Genomic DNA, 21,300 nt, shown 5'->3' on the forward strand with positions numbered 1-21,300 from the left:
TGGCTGCACATCCTTGGGACAATGACCACAAAACCTTTGCCGGAACTGCCGGTCTCCGCTGTCTTGCCGGCGCTCAATGAAGCGCTCGGCCATGGCAATAGCGCCGTGCTGGTGGCGCCGCCCGGTGCCGGCAAGACGACGCTGGTTCCACTGGTGCTGCTCCACGCTGAATGGCTCGGCGCCGGAAAAATCATTCTGCTCGAGCCGCGCCGCCTCGCCGCCCGCGCTGCCGCCCGCCGCATGGCCGAATTGCTTGGCCAAGAGCCCGGCGAAACCGTCGGCTATGCCATGCGCATGGAAAACCGCACTTCCGCAAAGACCAGGATTCTCGTCGTCACCGAAGGCGTGCTGTCCCGCATGATCCTCGACGATCCCGAGCTGCCCGGTGTTTCGGCGGTGCTATTCGACGAGTTCCACGAGCGCTCGCTCGACGGCGATTTCGGGCTGGCGCTGGCCCTCGACGTGCAAAGTGCGCTGAGGCCCGACCTCAGATTGCTGGTGATGTCGGCGACGCTCGATGGCGCGCGTGTCGCAAAATTGCTGTCCGGCGCGCCGGTGATCGAGAGCGCAGGCCGCGCCTTCCCGGTCGACATCCGCTATGACGAGCGGCCGGCCGGCGTCACCATCGAGGATGCGATGGCCAGGGCGATCCGCTCGGCGCTTGCCGGGGAGGAGGGCAGCGTGCTCGCTTTCCTGCCCGGCCAGCGCGAGATCGAGCGCACCGCCGAGCGGCTGGCGGGCAAGGTAGGCGCCGACACCGACATCGTGCCGCTCTACGGCATGCTCGACAACAAGGCGCAGGACGCGGCGATCAAGCCGGCGCCGCCCGGCCGCCGCAAGGTGGTGCTGGCGACATCGATCGCCGAAACCTCCATCACCATCGACGGCGTGCGCGTCGTCATCGATTCCGGCCTGTCGCGGCTGCCGCGCTATGAGCCGGCGAGCGGCCTGACGCGGCTGGAGACGGTGCGTGCTTCCCGCGCTTCCGCCGACCAGCGCGCCGGCCGTGCCGGGCGCACACAGCCGGGCGTCGCCATCCGGCTATGGCGGGCCGAGCAGACGGCGGCCCTGCCGGCCTTCACGCCGCCGGAAATCCTCGAGGCCGATCTTTCCGGCCTGTTGCTCGATTGCGCCGCTTTCGGCGTCGCCGATCCGACCAGCCTGTCCTTCCTCGACCCCCCGCCGGCTCCGGCGCTCACCGAGGCGAGGGCGCTGCTGCGCGCCCTCGATGCTGTCGATGCGGCAGGACGCCTGACGGATGCCGGTGCCGCGATGCGCAGGCTGGCGCTACCGGTTCGGCTCGCCCACATGGTCGCCGAGGCGGCAAGGACCGGCCAGGCGCTCGAGGCGGCGATGCTCGCCGTGCTGCTCACTGAGCGTGGCCTTGGCGGCGACGGCGCCGATCTCGAACGGCGACTGATGCGCTTTCACGCCGAAAAATCGCCGCGTGCCACCGCTGCCCGGCAGCTGGCCGAGAGGTTGGCAAAGCAGGCTTCACCCTCCCCCTCGAGGGGAGGGTCGGCGAGTGAGTTGAGCGCAGCGAAGCGAGGGAGACGGGGCGGGGTCGCCGATGGCGTGCCCGGACCGACCCCACCCCGATCCGCTACGCGCATCGACGCGCCGGGGCGAGCCGCGGGTCTCGCCCGTCCTTCGGACCCCCTCAAGGGGGAGGGCAGCACCGCCGGGGCGCTCCTCATCCATGCCTGGCCGGATCGGGTCGCCAAAGCGCGCGGCGAGCGTGGTCGCTTCGTGCTTGCCAACGGCTCGGGCGCCATGCTCGACGCCTCCGATCCGCTGGCCGGCGAGATCTGGCTCGTCGTCGCCGACCTGCAGGGCAAGGCGCAGAACGCCCGCATCACCGCAGCGGCAGCCATCGATGAGACGGATATCCGTGCCGCGCTGGCGGAAAAGATCGAGACCCGCCGGGAGGTGAGCTTCGACCGCGACAGGCGCGCGGTGCGGGTGCGCGAAACGGTTCGCCTCGGCGCCATCATGTTGTCCGAACGCATGCTGCCGGCGCCGACCGGTGCCGACGCAGACAGCGCCATTCTCGGCGCCTTGCGCGAACACGGCCTGTCCCTGTTGCCGTGGAACAGGGAGGCGGAGACGTTGCGGCAGCGGCTCGGCTGGCTGCATCGCGGCCTTGGCGCACCATGGCCCAATGTCTCCGATGCCGCGCTCGTCGAGCGCCTCGACGACTGGCTGCTGCCATTCCTTTCCGGTGCCAAATCCTTTGCGGCAATCGATCCCAGCGTGCTTTCGCAAGGCCTGATGACGCTGGTACCGCACGAATTGCAACGCAAGATCGACATATTGGCGCCGACCCACTTCGACGCTCCGTCGGGCAGCCGGCTGCCGATCCGTTATGACGGTGAATGGCCGGTGCTGGCGATCCGCGTGCAGGAACTGTTCGGCCTCGACCGGCATCCGGCGATCGCCAACGGCACTGTGCCGCTGACGCTCGAATTGCTGTCGCCGGCACATCGGCCGATCCAGACGACGCGCGACCTGCCCGGCTTCTGGCGCGGCTCCTGGGCCGATGTCCGGGCAGAGATGCGCGGCCGCTATCCCAGGCACGTATGGCCGGAGAACCCGCTTCTCGCCGCCGCCACCAGCCGAGCCAAGCCGCGCGGTACCTGATGCTTCCAGACTGTCATCCTGAACCGAGGGCCAGCTTCGGCGGTTTTCGGAAAAGACCTCCGGCTGTTTCCCCTCTATAATCGTCGGCCATGATAAACATCCTGCACGCACCCGACTTCCAGCAAAGCCAGCGGCTGCGCCTCAACACGCTGATCAGGTTGCGCTGGCTTGCCATCGTCGGCCAGAGCCTGACCGTGCTTGTCGTCGCTTACGGGCTGAAATTTCCGCTGCCGGTCAGCATGTGTTTTGCGCTGATCGCCTGTTCGGCCTGGATGAACCTTTTGCTGACCTTCCGCTATCCGGCGGCGCATCGGCTTACACCGTTCTCGGCCTTCGCCATCCTGACCTTCGACAGCCTGCAGCTTGCCGGCCTGCTCTACATGACCGGCGGCCTCACCAATCCGTTTTCGCTGCTGATGACCGTGCCCGTCGTCGTCTCGGCGACGTCGCTGCCGCTGCGGCTGACCGCCATGCTCGGCGCGCTGGTGATCGTGGCGGCGACGCTGCTGGTTTTTTACCACCTGCCGCTGCCCTGGCATGAGGGCGCGCCATTGGCGATGCCGTTCGTCTATGTCGCCGGCATGTGGATGGCGGTGTTCTGCTCCATCGCCTTTACCGCGATCTATGCCTTCCGGGTGGCCGAGGAGGCGCGGCTGCTTGCCAACGCGCTTGCCGCCACGGAATTGGTGTTGCAGCGAGAGCAGCATCTCTCGGCCCTCGACGGCCTCGCCGCGGCCGCCGCGCACGAGCTCGGCACGCCGCTCGCCACCATCACGCTTGTCGCCAAGGAGATGGAGAAGGCGCTTGGCGAAGATCCGAAATACGGCGAGGACGTGAAGCTGCTGCGTTCGCAGAGCGAGCGCTGCCGCGAAATCCTGAAGCGCCTGACCAGCCTTTCCTCCGAGAGCGAGGTGCACCTCTCGCGTCTGCCGCTGACCTCGCTGGTCGAGGAAGTGACGGCGCCGCACCGCGATTTCGGCATTTCGATCAAGCTTCGGCCGGGCGAGCGCATTGGCCCGGAACCGGTGGGCCGGCGCAATCCCGGCGTCATTTACGGCCTCGGCAATCTGGTCGAGAACGCCGTCGACTTTGCCCGCAAAAACGTCACCATACGCTGGAAATGGAATGAGGCCGCCGTCAGCTTCTCGATCATCGACGACGGGCCGGGCTTTCCGCCGGAGATCATCGACCGCATCGGCGAACCTTATATGTCGACGCGCCAGGGCACCGAAGCCGGCGGCGGCCTCGGCCTCGGCCTGTTCATCGCCAAGACCTTGCTCGAACGCTCCGGCGCGACCCTCGATTTCCGCAATTCAAGCGAGCCCGGCGAGGGCGCTATCGTGCAGATATCGTGGCCGCGCAGCGTCTTCCTCAATCCCGAGCAGGCTTCGGCCACCATGTTCGACACGGCCTAAATTGGACAATACCGTTGCGAAACTATATTTGCGTAAAAATCAGGCAGCAGGATTTTCAGCACGATGAGTACTGACGAAACGATTGGCGCAATGGTCGAAGGCGAGGACACCTCGCTGCTGATCGTCGACGACGACAAGCCGTTCCTGACGCGGCTTGCCCGCGCCATGGAAACCAGGGGTTTCGTGGTCGAGACGGCGGAGAGCGTCGAGGAGGCGGTTGCCAAGGCGCGCGCCAATCCGCCGGCTTATGCGGTGGTCGACATGCGGCTGGCCGACGGCAACGGCCTCGACGTCGTCGCTGCCATTCGCGAGAAGCGCGACGATGCCCGTGCCATCATCCTCACCGGCTACGGCAACATCGCCACTGCCGTGACGGCGGTAAAGCTCGGCGCCATCGACTATCTGTCGAAGCCTGCCGATGCCGACGACATTTTTGCGGCTCTGACCCGCACCGCGGGCGAACGCGCAGCGCCGCCCGAAAATCCAATGTCGGCCGATCGCGTGCGCTGGGAGCACATCCAGCGCGTCTACGAAATGTGCGACCGCAACGTCTCGGAAACCGCACGCCGCCTGAACATGCATCGCCGCACGCTGCAACGCATCCTCGCCAAGCGCGCGCCGCGCTAAAGGTGACTACAGGCTTGCCCGGCCAGCGCTGTTTGCGCATCATCGCTTGGCGGTGTCGGACCTTGCCGCTGATACGACGGAGGCGACATGCAGGACGAAAAGCGGCTGGTCTCCATGCTGCGCGAATTCCTCGACAGCGAGGCGGCCGGCGGCCTCATCCTGATGGCTGCGGCGGCCTTGGCCCTGATCGTCGCCAATTCGCCGCTGGGCGAGGCTTATTTCTCCGCCCTCCATGCCTATCTCGGACCGCTCAGCGTCTCGCACTGGATCAATGACGGCCTGATGGCGGTGTTCTTCCTGCTGGTCGGCCTCGAGATCAAGCGCGAGATGCTCGACGGCCAGCTCTCGACCTGGCCGCGCCGCGTGCTGCCCGGCATCGCCGCCGCCGGCGGCATGGCAGTGCCGGCACTGGTCTACGTCGCCATCAACCGCAACAATCCAGCCGCTCTGTCCGGCTGGGCGATTCCGACCGCCACCGACATCGCCTTTGCGCTCGGCGTGCTGTCGCTGCTCGGCAGCCGCGTGCCGGGCTCGCTGAAGATATTCCTCACCGCGCTCGCCATCATCGACGATCTCGGCGCCGTGCTCATCATCGCGGTGTTCTATACCAGCGGCCTGTCGCTCGCCTATCTCGGCGCCGCCTTCGCCGTCATCGCGCTGCTGGTGGTGCTCAACCGCATGCGGGTGCTGACGCTGCTGCCCTATATCGTGCTCGGCATCGTTCTGTGGGTTTTGGTGCTCAAATCGGGCGTCCATGCGACGCTCGCTGGCGTTGCGCTGGCCCTCACCATCCCATTGAAGATATCGCCGGGCAGCGGCCACGATCTCGACCATTCGCCGCTGCACCGGCTCGAACACGGCCTGCACAAAATCGTCGCCTTTTTCGTCATCCCGATTTTCGGCTTTGCCAACGCCGGCGTCTCGCTCGGCGGTCTCAGCGCTGCCGCGCTGGCCGAGCCGCTGACGCTCGGCGTCGCCGCCGGTCTCGTCGCCGGCAAGCTGGTCGGCGTCTTCGGGTCTTCCGCACTCGCCATCCGGCTCGGCTTCGCCGATTTGCCGGTCAATGCTGGCTGGCTGCACATGGTCGGCATTTCGCTGCTCTGCGGCATCGGCTTCACCATGAGCCTGTTCATCGGCCTGCTCGCCTTCGCCAGCGACGTCGCTCTGCAGGACGCGGTCAAGGTCGGCATCCTCGCCGGCTCCTTCATCTCCGCGATCCTCGGCGCCGCCGTACTGCTGGTGGCGCCGGCCGCGGACGGGACGGACGAGGCCGAAGAATAGTCGCGCCAACACTTCCGGCCTTCAGGCCACCTTCCCCCGCATCTGGACCCTACCCGTGCGCAACCATGACGTGGCGGACGGCGGTATAGTCCTCCAGCGCGTAGAGCGACATGTCCTTGCCGTAGCCGGATTGTTTCAACCCGCCATGCGGCATCTCGTTGGTCAGCATGAAATGGGTGTTGATCCAGGTGCAGCCATATTGCAGCCGGGCCGCCGTCGCCATGGCGCGCGAAACGTCCTTGGTCCACACCGATGACGCCAGGCCGTAGTCAGAGTCATTGGCCCAGTTAACGGCCTCGTCGACTTCGGAAAAGCGGGTGACCGAGACCACCGGACCGAACACTTCGCGGCGCACGATCTCGTCCTCCTGCAGCGCGCCGGCGACGACGGTCGGCTGATAGAAAAAGCCGGAGCCTTCGCCGGGCTTGCCGCCAGTGGTGATCTCGATGTGCTTGAGCTCCGAGGCGCGCTCGACGAAGCTCGAGACGCGGTCGCGCTGGCGGCGCGAGATCAGCGGCCCGATCTCGTTCTCGGTGTCGTCGGGGCGATCATACTTGATGGTCGAGACCGCAGCGGAGAGGTCGGCGACGAGCTTGTCGTAGATCTTCTTGCCGGCGTAGATGCGGCAGGCGGCGGTGCAGTCCTGGCCGGCGTTGTAATAGCCAAAGGCGCGCAGGCCGTTGACCACCGCACCGAGATCGGCGTCATCGAAGACGATGACAGGCGCCTTGCCGCCGAGCTCGAGATGCGTGCGCTTGACCGATTTGGCGGCGGCCTGCAGCACCTTCTTGCCGGTGGCGACGTCGCCGGTGATCGAGATCATGTTGACCTTCGGATGGTTGATCAGCGTGTTGCCGACGCTGTCGCCGCGGCCGAGCACGACGTTGACGACGCCTTCCGGCAGGATCTCGGCAAGGATTTTTGCCAGCTTCAGCGCAGTCAGCGGCGTCTGCTCCGACGGCTTGAAGACGACGGTGTTGCCGCCGGCAATCGCCGGCGCCAGCTTCCAGGCCATCATCATCAGCGGATAGTTCCACGGCGCAATCGACGCCACGACGCCGATGGCGTCGCGGCGGACCATCGAGGTGTGGCCGGGAATATATTCGCCGGCGACCTGTCCGGGCATCGAGCGGACCGCGCCGGCGAAGAAGCGGTAACAGTCGACGATCGCCGGGATCTCGTCATTGAGCACGGCATTGATCGGCTTGCCGCAGTTCAGTGCCTCGAGCGCCGCGAAATCCTGTGCAGCAGCTTCGATGCGATCGGCGATCTTCAGGAGATAGCCGGCGCGCTGCGCCGGTGTTGTGCGGGACCAGGTGACGAAGGCATTTTCGGCGGCAAGCACTGCCGCCTCGATCTGCGCCGGGCTGGCCTCGGGCAGATTGAGGATGGTCGCCCCGGTCTTCGGGTTGAGGATCGGTTCCTCGGTCTCGGTGCCTTTTTCGAATTTCGAGCCGATCAGCATCTGCGTGTCCATGGAAGTCTCTCCCTTATGAACGAGATCATTTGCCCGAACCGGCGATCTGGTCGCCGTCGCGGGTCAGGTAATAGGCAGCGAGGATGGGAAGCAGCGTCACCAGCACCACGACCATTGCCACGACATTGGTGACCGGACGCTGGCGCGGACGGATCAACTCTTCGAGCATCCAGATCGGCACCGTTTGCTGCTGGCCGGCGGTGAAGGTGGTGACGATGACCTCGTCGAAGGACAGCGCAAAGGCAAGCATGCCGCCGGCCAGCAGCGCGGTTGCGATGTTGGGCAGCACGACATGCCGAAAGGTCTGGAAACCGTCGGCGCCGAGGTCCATCGACGCCTCGATCATCGAGCCGGACGTGCGGCGGAAACGGGCGACCGCATTGTTGTAGACGACGACCACGCAGAAGGTGGCGTGGCCGAGCACGATCGTCCAGAACGAGAACGGGATTTCGGCCAGCGCGAAGGCCGAGCGCAGCGCAATGCCGGTGATGATGCCGGGCAACGCGATCGGTAGGATGACCAGCAGCGAGATGGTTTCGCGGCCGAAGAATTTTGTGCGGGACACGGCGGCGGCGCACAGCGTGCCGAGGACGAGCGCGATGGCGGTCGAGATCGCCGCGACCCGTACAGACAGCGATAGCGCCTGCCAGACGTCGGGCCGGTTCCAGGTGATGGCGAACCATTGCGTCGTCAGGCCCGGCGGCGGCCAGACGAAGCTCTTCTCCTCGGTGGTGAAGGCATAGACGAAGATCAGCAGGATCGGCAAATGCAGGAAAAGCAGGCCGCCGGTGGCAGCGAGCTTCAGGCTGATCGGCGCGGATGGGCCACGGTCAGAGCGCATCGAAAGCCCCCATGCGCTTGGCGCCCCAGAGGTAGAAGCCCATGATGACAATGGGCACCACGGTAAAGGCGGCGGCGAGCGGGATGTTGCCGGCGGTGCCTTGCTGCGAATAGACGGCCTGCCCGATGAACAGCCGCGAGGTGCCGATGATCTGCGGGATGATGTAGTCGCCGAGCGTCAGCGAGAAGGTGAAGATCGAGCCGGCGACGATGCCGGGCAGCGCCAGCGGGAACAGCACGTTGCGAAAGGTCTGGCCGGGCGAGGCTCCGAGATCGGACGAGGCCTCGACCAAATTGCCCGGCACGCGCTCGAGTGCGGCCTGTACCGGCAGGATCATGAAGGGCAGCCAGACATAGACGAAGACGATGAAGGTGCCGGTTGAGGAGACCGACAGCGAGTTGCCGCCGACGATCGGCAGCGATAGCCAGGCATCAAGCAGCCACAGAAGATGCAATTTGGCCAGCAGCCACGTCAGGATGCCTTCCTTGGCGAGGATCAGCTTCCAGGCATAGATCTTGACCAGGTAGCTCGACCACAGCGGCAGCATGACGCCGAGATAAAACAACGCCTTCCAACGGCCACGCGGATAGCGCGCCGCGTAATAGGCGATGGGAAAGGCGATGACCGCCGACGCGAGCGTCACCAGCGCCGCCATCGTCACCGTGCGCAGGATGATGTCGAGATTAGCGGCCTGCAGCAGATCGCCATAAGTCTTCAGCGTGAACTCGCGGTTGATCAGGCCGGAGAATTCATCGATCGAGAAGAAGCTCTGCAAAAGCAGCGCGAACAGCGAGCCGATATAGACGATGCCGAGCCACAGAACCGGCGGCAGCAGCATGAGCAGAAGCAGCAGTTGCGGCCGGCGCCAGAAGATGTCGGAGAGCGCGCCGCGTACGCCGCCGCTGCCCGGCAGGATGGCGGGGGCCGTGGCCCGCGGCATGGCAGCGTCAAGGCTCATCCCAGCTCATCCATCAAATGCAAATGCTCGCGGTTGAAGGTGAGCACCACCGCCTCGCCTTCCCGGGGCAAGGCAGCACCCGCCGGCACGATGGCATGTAGCCGCAAGCCCTCTGCATCGAGCGCCAGTCTTGTCGTGGCGCCGAGATAATTGGTCGAGACCAGGCGGGCGGCAACGCCTTCGCCCTTGGCCGCCCTGCCAATGCGGATGGATTCGGGCCGCAGGCTGCCCCAGCGATGCTGGCCGGCATAGCGCTGGACGAAGTCCGGTGGCAGCACGTTGGACGAGCCAACAAAATCGGCGACGAAGCGGGTCTTGGGGCGCTGGTAGATGTCTTCCGGCGTGCCGATCTGCATGATCTTGCCGTCGTTGAAGACGGCGACGCGGTCGGCCATCGACAGCGCTTCGCCCTGGTCGTGGGTGACGAACACGAAGGTGATGCCGAGCGCCTTCTGCAGCGATTTCAACTCCTCCTGCATGTTTTCGCGCAACTTGAGGTCGAGCGCGCCGAGCGGCTCGTCGAGCAACAGCACCTTGGGCTGGTTGACCAGCGCACGGGCGAGCGCGACGCGCTGGCGCTGGCCGCCGGAAAGCTGGCCAGGGCGACGGGCCCCGTAGCCGGGAAGCCGCACCAGCGACAGCGCTTCTTCCGCCGCCTTTTGCCGCTCCGGTCTGCCGACGCCCTTGACCATCAGCCCATAGGCGACGTTGTCGAGCACGTTGAGATGCGGGAACAGCGCATAATCCTGGAACACGGTGTTGACGTTGCGGCGATAGGGCGGCACGCCCTCGGCGCGTTCGCCGAAGATCGAGATCGACCCAGCCGTCGGCTGCTCGAACCCGGCGATGAGGCGCAGGCACGTCGTCTTGCCCGAGCCGGAAGGCCCGAGCATGGCGAAGAACTCGCCCGGCACGATGTCGAGATCGACCGCGTCGACGGCACGCACGCTGCCGAAATGGCGGGAGACGTTTTGGAAGGAAACGGCGGAGGTCATGGGGCTGTCCTGATCTGTCAGGCTCATTAAATTTCAGGCAGTTGCGCCGCCCCTCATCCGCCTGCCGGCACCTTCTCCCCGTATAGTGGACGGGGAGAAGGGAGGCGCTCCAACGCTGGCGACCCCCCGTTCTTCACGGGGAGAGGGTAAGGGTGAGGGGCAGCGCCGAGCTTCGTAGGTGAGGCGAACTCACCGCCCGCCGATGACGCCGATATAGTCCGACACCCAGCGGTAATAGGGCACGCACTGGTCGTTCTGGGTGGCGCATTTCGAGACCGGCGTCTTCCAGAACTTGATCTTGTCGAAATTGTCGTAGCCGTTGGTCTTGCATCCTTCTTCACCGAGCAGTTCGTTGCCCTTGCAGGCGGCGGGCACCACCGGCAGCGACCCGAACCAGGCGGAGACGTCGCCCTGCACTTTCGGCGACAGCGAATGCTCCATCCACATGTAGGCGCAGTTCGGGTGGGCAGCATCGGCCTCCATCATCGTGGTATCGGCCCAGCCGGTAACGCCCTCCTCGGGGATGGTCGAGGCGACCGGCTTCTTGGCCGCGATCAGCGTGTTGACTTGGTAGGGCCAAGAACCGGAGGCGACGACGCCTTCGTTCTGGAAATCGTCAACCTGGATGGCGGCGTCATGCCAATAGCGTCCGACCAGTGTACGCTGGACCCGCAGCAGGTCGAGCGCGGCCTTGTACTGGTCCTCGGTCAGTTCGTACGGATCCTTGATGCCGAGCTCCGGCTTGTGAGCCATCAGGTAATTGGCGGCGTCGGCGATGTGGATCGGCCCGTCATAGGCCTGGACGCGGCCCTTGTTCGACTTGCCGTCGGGCAGCTTCATTTCCTCGAACACGATGTTCCAGCTCTTCGGTGCCTCCTTGAACACTTCGGTGTTGTACATCAGCACGTTCGGCCCCCACTGATAGGGGACGCCGTAATGGACACCGCCGACGGTGAACCAGGGCGCATCCTTCAGCCGGTCGTCGACCGTCTTCCAGCTCGGTATGAGGTCGGTGTTGATCGGCTGGACGCGCTTGCCGGCAACCAGGCGCAGCGAGGCGTCCCCCGAGGCGGTGACAAGGTCGAAACCGCCTTCGTTCATCAACGAGACCATCTCGTCGGAGGTGTTGGCGGTCTTGACGTTGACCTTGCAGCCGGTCTCCTTCTCGAACGAAGTGACCCAATCGTAGCCTTTGTCGGTTTCGCCGCGCTCGATATAGCCGGGCCAGGCGACGATATTGACCTCGCCTTCACTCTTGCCGAGCTCCTTGACCTGGGCGATGGCCTGGCCGGAGAAGGTCAGCGCGACCGTCAAGGCAGTGCATGATTTCAGCAATGAATTCATCGTCGATCTCCCATTTTGCATGACCCCGAAACCGGTTTCGGTTTTCGGAAGAAGATCATGCGCCCGTTCAAAAACGTTGGATGCGCGGCTCTGAAGGGCCGTGCTCCGGCGGCAGCTTTGTTCCCTGACCGAAAAGTGCTGCGAAATTTCCGGTTTCGCAAATTCATTTATCAGAAAGCCGATATCGGTTTTTCCGATACGTCAGCGGCCGATCTTCTCGGGCCGTTGGCGCACCATGCGCTGCGACTGGGCAAGCCCGATGAAGTCGCGCGCCGCCTGCGGCAGACTGGAGCCGCGCCGCCAGACCATGCCGACCTGGACGACCGGCAACGACCCCGAAATATCGCGCGATTCGATGCGATCGCCTTCCAGCGACCATGGCCGGTAGACGAGGTCGGGCAGCAGCGCCACGCCGGCGCCGGTGGCGACGAGGCTGCGCACCGCTTCGACCGAGCGGGTGCGGAAGGCGACATGCGGCTTGGCGCCGATCGCCGTCAGCAGCTTTCCGGTGTTCTCCTCGATCTCGTCGACGGTCAGCATGATCAGCGGTTCCGAGGCGATGTCACCGATGCCGATAATGTCGGCGCCGGCCAAGGGATGGCCGAGCGGCAGCCACAGCCGGTAAGCCGAGACTTCGAGGATTTCGGACTGCAGTGCCGTGCGGTCGCGCAGGTTCGAGGTGACCATGACGGCAATGTCGAGCTTGCCGCCGATCAACAGGTGCTCGAGATAGTCGCCATTGTCCTCGATCGCCGAGACCTCGACACCGGGATAGGCGCGGCGGTAGCGGGCAAGAAGATCGGACAGCACATAGCCGGCGACCAGCGAGGTGACGCCAAGTTGCAGCCGCCCGCTTGCCGCGATCTGTTCGCCGAAGAAGGCGCGGCGCGCATCGGAAACGTCGGCGAGGATCTTCCTCGCATGGCGCAGGAACTGATGGCCCTTGTGGGTGATGTTCAGTCCGCGCGGGTGGCGCTCGAACAACTCGACGCCGAGATCGTGCTCCAGCTCCTTGATCGCCTCGGTGACCGAGGATTGCGAGATCGACAGGTTCTGGGCGGCGCCCGATACCGTGCCCTGCTCGGCGACGGCGATGAAGAACTGCAATTGGCGGATGGTGAAAGCCATGGCTGGACTAAACACGGCAGAGGCGGCGCTGGGAAGTGGGATGCTGGTGCCGATCTGCCGATAGAACTCAGCCCTCGCTCCCGCCATCGGCAATGCTGAGCCGCGCGCCGGCCTGGGCAAGGGCAGCGGCGATGTCGTGCGGTGGCGGCCGGTCGGTGGCGAGTTCGGAAAAGCCGTCGAATCCGCAGACCTGAACCAGACCCTGGCGGCCGAATTTGCTGTGGTCGGTGACGACAAGCGAACGCTGGCCCCGCGACAGCACCATGCGGGCGAACTCGGCCTCTTCCAAATCATAGTCCATGACGCCGGTGACGGCATCGACCGCACCGGTCGATATCACCGCATGGCTGACGGAAAAGCGGCTGACGAATTCGATGGCCGAGACGCCGAAGGCAGCACCGGAATCGCTGCGCAGCTCGCCGCCGGCCATATAGACCTTGTTGCCGTTGACGGTGGCCAGTGTGCGGGCGATGTCGGAGGAGTTGGTGACGACCGTCAGCCGCCGGTGGCCGAGCAGTTCCCGGGCCAGGAAAGAGGTGGTGGTGCCGGTGTCGAGCATGATCGATTCGCCGTCGCGGATGGTGGCGGCGACCATGCGCGCTATTGCCCGCTTGGCGTCGGCGTTCTCGCGCATGCGCCGCTCGAACGGCGCTTCGCCGGCAATCGACGGCAGGCCGACGGCGCCGTGCATCTTGAGGATGGAACCGTCGTTGGTCAGTGGCTTGACGTCGCGGCGTACCGTCTCCAGCGAGACGCCCAGCCGGTCGGCCAGGCTGGCAATGGTGACAGTGCCTTCCTCCTTGAGGAGGCGCAGGATTTCGCCATGCCGCTTCGAGTGGACCATCGGTTCCATCCGGTCGGATTGTTGCACTGTTGACCGTTTCTACGGCATAAATGCCACTAACTCCAAGGAATTTAGCAAAATTCGGGCGAAAAACCAGAAAACACCACAATTTCGCGTTGACAACGTCTCCAGCGTGGCGCGACATTATCGCTGTGACAGGCTCGGAACGGAGGACGGGGCTGAGCCGCACGAAAAATCGCCTGCCCGAACGCCCGGGAAACTGTCGGGTGCAAGGGTGCCGAAATTCAGGATCCGCGGGGGCGGATGCCGGCGTCGAAGAACCCGGCACAAAGGGGCTCGTCGGTGCGGTGCGGGATACCGATCCCGAGATCTGCACCGACGAGATCTTCGCGTTGCCTCCATTCCTCGGTCCGATTGTCATCGCTGGCCAGCCGTGACATGCGTGGAAAATTGACCCAATGTTGGACGAGATCGTGACTGTCGAAGACCGCATCCGCGCGCTGCCTTGCTGGACCGGCAGCATCGACATTGCGCCGCTGCCGGGCGGGCTGAGCAATGCCAATTATCTGGTCAAGGACGCGGCCGGGCGGCATGTCGTGCGCATCGGCCAGGACTATCCGTTCCACCATGTCTTTCGCGAGCGCGAGATGATGACCGCGCGGGCAGCGCACGCGGCAGGCTTCGCTCCGGCCGTCCACTACACCGGACCCGGCGTCATGGTGACGGAGTATCTCGGCGCCAAGGCCTATGTCGCGCAAGACGTGCGCGCCGATCTCGGCCGCGTCGCCGCGTTGCTGCGCGGCTTCCACCGGGAAATGCCCAGTCATGTCTCCGGCGCCGGCTTCATGTTCTGGGTATTCCACGTCATTCGCGACTATGCGCGCACGCTGGAGGAAGGCGGCAGCCGCAAGCTGAGCGAATTGCCACGCCTTTTGACGCTGGCGGACGAGCTCGAGCGCGCGCAAAAACTGCTGCCGATCGTCTTCGGCCACAACGACCTTTTGCCGGCTAATATAATCGACGACGGTCACAGGCTTTGGCTCATCGATTTCGAATATGCCGGGTTCAACACGGCGATGTTCGACCTTGCCGGCGCGGCTTCGAATGCCGGCATGAGCGACGAGGAATCCTTCGCCTTCATGACCGCCTATTTCATGAAGGAGCCGGACCCGGCAATACGGCGCTCGCACGCCGCCATGCAATGCGCGTCGCTGCTGCGCGAGGCGATGTGGGGCATGGTTTCCGAGCTCTACCTCGACGCGCCCGGCATCGACTACGCCGCCTACGCCGACGAAAACCTGGCGCGGCTCGAAACCGCCCTGGAGAACTACAGGACAAAATACGGGACGCGGACATGACCCTGCCCGCCCAGGCCGAGATCGTCGTCATCGGCGGTGGCATCATCGGCTGTTCGACGGCCTATCATCTGGCGCGCGACCACAAGGCCGAAATCGTGCTGCTCGAACAGGGCAAACTGACCTCGGGCTCGACCTGGCATGCTGCCGGGCTGGTCGGCCAGCTGCGCTCGTCGGCGTCGATTACGCGCGTGCTCAAATATTCGGTCGATCTCTACAAGGGGCTGGAAGCCGAAACCGGCCTCGCCACCGGCTGGAAGATGACCGGCTGCCTGCGGCTAGCCACCAATGCCGACCGCTGGACCGAGTATAAGCGGCTGGCAACGACGGCAAAGAGCTTCGGCATGGATATGCATTTGCTGTCGCCGGGCGAGATCAAGGAAATGTGGCCGCTGCTGGAAACCGGCGACCTCGTTGGCGCGTCCTGGCTGCCGACCGACGGTCAGGCAAGCCCTTCCGACATCACCCAGTCGCTGGCCAAGGGCGCGCGCATGCACGGCGCAAAATTGTTCGAGGAGGTGCGGGTCACCGGCTTCGAGATGAGAGACGGCCGCATCACCGCGGTGAAGACCAGCAAGGGCGATATCGCCTGCGACAAGGTGGTGAACTGCGCCGGGCAATGGGCGCGGCAGGTGGGTGCGCTGGCTGGCATCAACGTGCCGCTGCAGCCGGTGAAGCACCAGTACATCATCACCGAGAGGATCGACGGCTTAGCGACCGACTCGCCGACAATTCGCGACCCCGATCGCCGCACCTATTTCAAGGAGGAAGTCGGCGGGCTGGCGATGGGCGGCTACGAGCCGAACCCGCAGGCCTGGACGACCGGTCTGCCGGGCGGCGATGTGCCGGAGGATTGGGAGTTCCGGCTGTTCGACGATGATTACGATCATTTCGAGCAGCATATGAGCCAGGCGATAGAGCGTGTCCCGGCGCTCGCCAACGTCGGCGTCAAGCAGATGATCAACGGGCCGGAGAGCTTTACGCCGGACGGCAATTTCATCCTCGGCGTGGCGCCGGAATGCCCCAATATGTTCGTCGGCGCCGGCTTCAATGCCTTCGGCATCGCGTCCGGCGGCGGCGCCGGCTGGGTGCTAGCGCAATGGGTCGTCGACGGCGAGGCGCCGCTTGATTTGTGGGTGGTCGACATCCGCCGCTTCTCCGATCTGCACCGCGACAGGCAATGGGTCGGCGACCGCACGCTGGAAGCCTACGGCAAGCACTACATGATCGGCTTCCCGCATGAGGAATATCTCACCGGCCGGCCGCGCATCGTCTCGCCTCTATACGAGCGGCTGCAAAAACATCGCGCCGTGTTCGGCTCGAAGCTCGGCTGGGAGCGACCGAACTGGTTCGCGCCGGAGGGCGTCGAGCCGAAGGACGTCTATTCGATGGGCCGGCAGAACTGGTTTTCATCCGTCGGCGACGAGCATCGCCATGTACGCGAAAAGATCGGCATTTTCGACCAATCGTCGTTTGCCAAATACGAAATGACCGGAGTGGACGCGCTGAAGGCGCTGGACTGGATCTGCGCCAACGACGTCGCCAAGCCGGTCGGCCGGCTGACCTACACGCAGCTCCTCAACACGCGCGGCGGCATCGAGGCCGATTTGACCGTGGCGAGGCTCGGTGAGGAGAAATTCTACATCGTCACCGGCACCGGTTTCCGCACGCATGATTTCTCCTGGATTGCCGATCATATCGGCAGAGAGTTCGACGTGACGCTGACCGACGTCACCGAGGATTTCGGCACATTGTCGCTGATGGGGCCGCGTGCCCGCGACGTGCTGTCAGCGGTGACCGATGCCGACGTCTCGAACGCCGCCTTTCCGTTCGGCCATGTTCGCGAGATCGCCATTGCCGGCCACGCCGTCCGGGCGCTGCGCGTCACCTATGTCGGCGAGCTCGGCTGGGAACTGCATGCGCCGATCGCGGCGACGGGCGAGGTTTTCGACGCGCTGATGGCGGCGGGCGCTGTCCACGACATCCGCCCGGTCGGCTACCGGGCGCTGGAATCGCTGCGGCTGGAAAAAGGCTACCGCGCCTGGGGCGCCGACATCACACCCAACGACACGCCGCAGGAGGCCGGCCTCGGCTGGGCGGTGAAGCTCAGGAAGAACACCGATTTCCTCGGCCGGCGGGCGCTTGAAAAGCTCGATGGCTCCACGCTCAGGAAACGTTTTGCCGGCTTCACTGTCGAGGATCCGGATGTCGTCCTGCTCGGGCGCGAGACCATCCTGCGCAACGGCGAGGCGGTCGGTTATCTCACCAGCGGCGGCTATGGCTACACCATCGGCACGAACATCGGTTACGGCTATGTGCGCAATGCCGATGGCGTCAGCGATGATTTCCTCACCTCCGGCGATTACGAGCTGGTGGTGGCAATGGAACGGACGCCGGCTAAGATCCACCTCGAGCCACTTTACGATCCGACGGGGGCAAAGGTGAAGGCCTAGAGCCTTCCGGTTTCAGCCTCAGTTCACGATGAGCACCAGCCCCCGGCTCGGCACCGTATCGGCCTCGCCCGGCATCGAGACATAGGGCGGCGTCTCCTCGGCGCGGGTGACGGTGCCTTGCGCCTCGAGCTCGGCGATCCGGGCGGCAAACCCGGCATCCCACAGTGTGTTCTTTACCGTCAGCACGATCACCCCGCCCGGCCGGCAGATGCGGATCAGCTCGTCCAGACCCTCGGCCCCGACATGGCCGGACGTGAAGACGCCGGCTGAGATGATCCCGACGTAGGCATCGTCCACGAAAGGCAGCGGTCCGCCAAGCGCCAGGCAGTGCAGCGCCGAATAGACGCCTTTGCGCGCAGCTTGCGCCAGCATGCCTTCCGAGATGTCGAGGGCCTCGACCTGCGGATAACCGGTGATGGCAAGCCATTCGCCGATGAGCCCGGTGCCGGCGCCGGCATCGAGCAGAGGTGCCGCGCCGCGCGGCAGATGGCGGGCCAGCAAGGCAAGGCAGATGGTCGGATGGCGATAGCCGGCCGCCGACATGTCGGCGTCATAAGTGCCTGCCCAGCTGTCGTAGAGCGCCGCGACGTCTTCCGGTCGCTTCGCCGCATAGGCTGCGGCGAGCGCGCTCTGCTGTTTGCTATCCGTCATCGCTTTCCGTCGCCTGGTATCGATCCGCAACGCGATCATAGCCAAACGGCGAAAACTGTGGAACCGTCGTCGTCGCAATAACACGGGGAAAGGAGCGAAAGCCATGGCGGATGACCAGGCACGCGCCGCACTTGCGGCCATTCCGATGCTGGCCGGCTATGACGGTCCGCTGGAACGGCTCGGTGGCCTCACCAACCTCGTCTTCAGGGGGAAAGATTTCTGCCTGCGCATTCCCGGCAAGGGTACCGAGGAATACATCAACCGCGCCAACGAGGCAGTGGCGGCGCGGGAGGCGGCGAAGGCCGGCGTCAGCCCGGAAGTGCTGCATGTCGATGCCGAGACCGGCGTGCTGGTGACCCGCTTCGTTGCCGGCGCCGAGACGATGTCGCCGGAAAAGTTCAAGACCCGACCGGGCAGCCCGGCACGCGCCGGCAAGGCCTTTCGCAAGCTGCACACATCCCGCGCGGTGTTCCCCTTCCGCTTCGAGCTGTTTGCGATGATCGACGACTATCTGCAGGTGCTGTCGACCAAGGATGTCGCTCTGCCTTCCGGCTATCACGATGTGGTCCGCGAGGCGGAGGCAGTGCGCTCGGCACTTGCCGCTCATCCTTTGCCGCTCGTCGCCTGCCACTGCGACCCGCTATGCGAAAACTTTCTCGACACGGGCGACAGGATGTGGATCGTCGACTGGGAATATTCCGGGATGAACGATCCGCTCTGGGATCTCGGGGACCTCTCGGTCGAAGGGCAATTCGACGCCGCGCAGGAGGAGGAAATGATGCTGACCTATTTCGGCGGCGAGCCGAGACCGGCAGAGCGCGGCCGCATCGTCATCTACAAGGCGATGTGCGACCTGTTGTGGACGCTGTGGGGCTTGATCCAGCTTGCCAACAAAAATCCGGCCGACGACTTTCGCGCCTATGCCGACGGCCGGTTTGCGCGCTGCAAGACGCTGATGGAGACGCCGGAATTTTCGCGGCATCTCGCAGCGGTGCGCCGGGGTTAATTCACACCCTTCGGCACGTTTTCTGGCGGCACGGTGTCGACCACCTTCTGGCGGTGGAAGATGAACAGGCCGGCCAGCACGACGATGGCCGAGCCGATCAGGATGCGCGGCCCAGGCACATCGCCGAAGAAGGCGAGGCCGAAGACCACTGCCCACAATAGCAGGCTGTAATGCAGCGGCGCCAAGGTCGAGGCCGGCGCCAGCTTCAACGCCCTGGTGATCATCAGATGCGCGCCGCAGGAGACGATACCGAGAAGCAGCATGGCGCCGAAATCGAGCGAGGACGGCGTCTTCCAGGTGCCGATGGTCAACGCAGCGCCGACCAGCAGCGTGCCGATGGTCTGCCAGGTCACAAGCGCCGTGTCGCTGGTGCCGCGCAGGCGCCGATTGAGGATGATGGCGAAGGCAAAGGAAATGCTGCCGGCGAGCGCGAACATCGAGGACAGCGAGAACGCGGCCGAAGACGGCTTCAGCATGATCAGCACGCCGCAGAAACCGACCAGGATCGCCGCCCAGCGGCGCCAGCCGACCCTTTCGCCGAGCAAAAAGTGCGACAGCGCCGCCACATAGATCGGCCCGGCCATGTAGAAGCTCATCACATCGGCGAGCGGCAGATAGACGACCGCCGCGTAGAACAGCGCCGTGTCGAGCGTCGTCATCACCACGCGCAGCAGCTGCAGCTCCGGCCGCTCCATACGAAACAGCTTGGCCGCACCCTGATGTGCAATCATCGGCCCGAGTATGAAAAAAGCGCCGATCGAGCGGATCAGCACGACCTGGCCTACGGAAAAACTGGCGACCAGCCACTTGCCCATCGCGTCGTTCAGCGCAAACAGGAAATCGCCGGCGAGCATCAGCAGGATACCGGCCAGCAGCACGTTCCTGATCGTTGAGTTCTGGGCTGCGGGCTGCGCCATTCCGTTACCGGTTCCTTGCCGTGGATACGGTGACCCGCGTCGTAGTCGCAAGCGGTGGCCGTGACGAGGCGGAAATCAAGAATTCGGTAAGACCAGCGCCGGAAATCGGCTGGACTAAGCGTGGCGCCGGTTCACCGTGCCCGGCCTTCCGGCGATCGAAAGCCGCGTGTCCTGCCGGCTGCGCTCGGCCACCACCTTGCCCCTGGCAATGACGCAGAGACGCTCGGGGCGCAGGCGCAGCGCCTCGACCGGATTGCCGGCATCGAGAACGACCAGGCTGGCGCGCTTGCCGACGGCAAGGCCAAGGTGGTCGAGGCCCATGATGGCGGCATTGACGTTGGTGACCATGTCGAAACAGCGCGCCATCTCGGCCGGGCTCGACATCTGCGCGACATGCAGGCCCATGAATGCGACGTCGAGCATGTCTGCCGTGCCCAGCGAATACCAGGGGTCGAGCACGCAATCCTGGCCCCAGCCGACGCGGATCCCATGCGCCAGCATTTCCTTGACCCGCGTCAGGCCGCGGCGCTTGGGAAAGGTGTCGTGGCGGCCCTGCAGCATGATGTTGATCAGCGGATTGGGGATCGCCGAAACGCCGGCCTCGGCAATCAGCGGCAACAGCTTCGAGACGTAGTAATTATCCATCGAATGCATCGAGGTGAGGTGCGAGCCGGCCACTCTGCCCTGCAATCCCAGGCGCTGCGTCTCATAGGCTAGTTGCTCGATGTGGCGGGACAGCGGATCGTCAGTCTCGTCGCAATGCAGGTCGACCATCAGGCCGCGCTCGGCCGCGATCTCGCAGAGCTCGGTGACGGAGCGCGTGCCGTCGGCCATGGTGCGCTCGAAATGCGGGATGCCGCCGACGACATCGACGCCCAGGTCGAGCGCGCGGACGGTGTTCTGGTGCGCTGTCGGCGAGCGATAGAGCCCGTCCTGCGGGAAGGCGACCAGTTGCAGGTCGATATAGGGGGCAACCGTCTTCTTCACGTCGAGCAGCGCTTCGACCGCCAGCAGGCGGTCATCACAGACATCGACATGGGTGCGGATGGCGAGCAGGCCCATCGACGCCGCCCAGTCGCAATAGGCGAGCGCACGGTCGCGCACCGCCTCGTGGGTCAGAAGCGGCTTCAGCTCGCCCCACAGCGAAATGCCTTCGAGCAGCGTGCCCGAGACATTGATGCGCGGAATGCCGAGCGAAAGCGTGGCGTCCATATGGAAATGCGGATCGACAAAGGGCGGCGAGACCAGATTGCCATGAGCATCGATCGCCGTGCCGGCGCTGACGTTCAGCTCGGGTTCTATCGCTGCGATCGTTTCGCCGACGATGCCGATATCTGCGATCCTGCCGTCGGGCAGCGTCCCGCCGCGCACCACAAGGTCGAAATCCATCTATCGCCACCTCGTTGA

Annotated in this window: 17 protein-coding genes; 7 read left to right on the forward strand and 10 right to left on the reverse strand. The window is 64.9% G+C overall.

The window, feature by feature from the left end; all coding sequences use genetic code 11:
* Positions 1 to 21 precede the first annotated feature (21 nt).
* The 4 genes from hrpB (at position 22) to nhaA (ending at position 5,963) form a co-directional block, all read left to right on the forward strand.
* Positions 22 to 2,640, forward strand: coding sequence for an ATP-dependent helicase HrpB (gene hrpB / locus NKH13_RS27955; protein WP_352719282.1), 2,619 nt, complete (start codon positions 22 to 24; stop codon positions 2,638 to 2,640).
* 89 nt (positions 2,641 to 2,729) lie between these two features.
* Positions 2,730 to 4,055 (forward strand): ActS/PrrB/RegB family redox-sensitive histidine kinase, encoded by a 1,326-nt coding sequence (locus NKH13_RS27960; RefSeq protein ID WP_352719283.1) that lies wholly within the window; start codon positions 2,730 to 2,732, stop codon positions 4,053 to 4,055.
* A gap of 63 nt (positions 4,056 to 4,118) precedes the next feature.
* On the forward strand, positions 4,119 to 4,682 hold the full coding sequence (locus tag NKH13_RS27965; RefSeq protein WP_023676342.1) for an ActR/PrrA/RegA family redox response regulator transcription factor: 564 nt from the start codon (positions 4,119 to 4,121) through the stop codon (positions 4,680 to 4,682).
* 87 nt (positions 4,683 to 4,769) lie between these two features.
* Positions 4,770 to 5,963, forward strand: coding sequence for a Na+/H+ antiporter NhaA (nhaA, locus tag NKH13_RS27970; protein ID WP_352517237.1), 1,194 nt, complete (start codon positions 4,770 to 4,772; stop codon positions 5,961 to 5,963).
* A 49-nt stretch (positions 5,964 to 6,012) separates the two neighbouring features.
* On the opposite strand, the gene NKH13_RS27975 is transcribed toward nhaA, so the two are convergent.
* The 7 genes from NKH13_RS27975 to NKH13_RS28005 form a co-directional block, all read right to left on the reverse strand.
* A complete protein-coding gene (locus NKH13_RS27975) occupies positions 6,013 to 7,440 on the reverse strand; it encodes a gamma-aminobutyraldehyde dehydrogenase (RefSeq protein WP_352719284.1) in 1,428 nt (475 codons plus the stop codon).
* A gap of 25 nt (positions 7,441 to 7,465) precedes the next feature.
* The gene (locus NKH13_RS27980) at positions 7,466 to 8,281 is read right to left on the reverse strand and encodes an ABC transporter permease (RefSeq protein ID WP_352719285.1); all 816 of its coding nucleotides are present in this window, start codon (positions 8,279 to 8,281) and stop codon (positions 7,466 to 7,468) included.
* Positions 8,271 to 9,221, reverse strand: coding sequence for an ABC transporter permease (locus NKH13_RS27985; protein ID WP_352719330.1), 951 nt, complete (start codon positions 9,219 to 9,221; stop codon positions 8,271 to 8,273). The genes NKH13_RS27980 and NKH13_RS27985 overlap by 11 nt, the downstream gene beginning before the upstream one ends.
* Positions 9,222 to 9,235: 14 nt before the next feature.
* Positions 9,236 to 10,234 (reverse strand): ABC transporter ATP-binding protein, encoded by a 999-nt coding sequence (locus NKH13_RS27990; protein ID WP_352719286.1) that lies wholly within the window; start codon positions 10,232 to 10,234, stop codon positions 9,236 to 9,238.
* A gap of 189 nt (positions 10,235 to 10,423) precedes the next feature.
* Entirely contained in the window at positions 10,424 to 11,578 is a 1,155-nt protein-coding gene (locus NKH13_RS27995) for an ABC transporter substrate-binding protein (RefSeq protein WP_352719287.1), read from the reverse strand.
* Between the two features lie 201 nt (positions 11,579 to 11,779).
* Positions 11,780 to 12,706, reverse strand: a complete 927-nt coding sequence (locus NKH13_RS28000) for a LysR family transcriptional regulator (protein ID WP_352719288.1) — start codon at positions 12,704 to 12,706, stop codon at positions 11,780 to 11,782.
* A gap of 67 nt (positions 12,707 to 12,773) precedes the next feature.
* Complete coding sequence (locus tag NKH13_RS28005) at positions 12,774 to 13,550, reverse strand: DeoR/GlpR family DNA-binding transcription regulator (RefSeq protein WP_352915847.1); 777 nt, start codon at positions 13,548 to 13,550, stop codon at positions 12,774 to 12,776.
* A gap of 434 nt (positions 13,551 to 13,984) precedes the next feature.
* Between NKH13_RS28005 and NKH13_RS28010 the strand changes: the two genes are divergently transcribed.
* Positions 13,985 to 14,869 (forward strand): phosphotransferase, encoded by an 885-nt coding sequence (locus NKH13_RS28010; RefSeq protein WP_352719331.1) that lies wholly within the window; start codon positions 13,985 to 13,987, stop codon positions 14,867 to 14,869.
* Positions 14,866 to 17,319, forward strand: coding sequence for a GcvT family protein (locus NKH13_RS28015; RefSeq protein ID WP_352719290.1), 2,454 nt, complete (start codon positions 14,866 to 14,868; stop codon positions 17,317 to 17,319). Before NKH13_RS28010 ends, NKH13_RS28015 begins: the two co-directional genes overlap by 4 nt.
* Before the next feature lie 18 nt (positions 17,320 to 17,337).
* Here NKH13_RS28015 and NKH13_RS28020 read toward each other — a convergent pair whose 3' ends face one another.
* Entirely contained in the window at positions 17,338 to 17,970 is a 633-nt protein-coding gene (locus NKH13_RS28020; RefSeq protein ID WP_352915849.1) for a class I SAM-dependent DNA methyltransferase, read from the reverse strand.
* A gap of 103 nt (positions 17,971 to 18,073) precedes the next feature.
* On the opposite strand from NKH13_RS28020, the gene NKH13_RS28025 reads away from it, so the two are divergent.
* Positions 18,074 to 18,976 (forward strand): phosphotransferase, encoded by a 903-nt coding sequence (locus NKH13_RS28025; RefSeq protein WP_352915852.1) that lies wholly within the window; start codon positions 18,074 to 18,076, stop codon positions 18,974 to 18,976.
* Here NKH13_RS28025 and NKH13_RS28030 read toward each other — a convergent pair.
* A complete protein-coding gene (locus NKH13_RS28030; RefSeq protein ID WP_352719293.1) occupies positions 18,973 to 19,893 on the reverse strand; it encodes a DMT family transporter in 921 nt (306 codons plus the stop codon). The two genes, NKH13_RS28025 and NKH13_RS28030, sit on opposite strands and share 4 nt — an antisense overlap.
* A gap of 114 nt (positions 19,894 to 20,007) precedes the next feature.
* Complete coding sequence (locus NKH13_RS28035) at positions 20,008 to 21,282, reverse strand: amidohydrolase family protein (protein ID WP_352719294.1); 1,275 nt, start codon at positions 21,280 to 21,282, stop codon at positions 20,008 to 20,010.
* Between the last annotated feature and the right edge of the window lie 18 nt (positions 21,283 to 21,300).

The sequence above is a fragment of the Mesorhizobium sp. M1348 genome, assembly GCF_040317925.1.
Classification (GTDB): Bacteria; Pseudomonadota; Alphaproteobacteria; order Rhizobiales; family Rhizobiaceae; genus Mesorhizobium.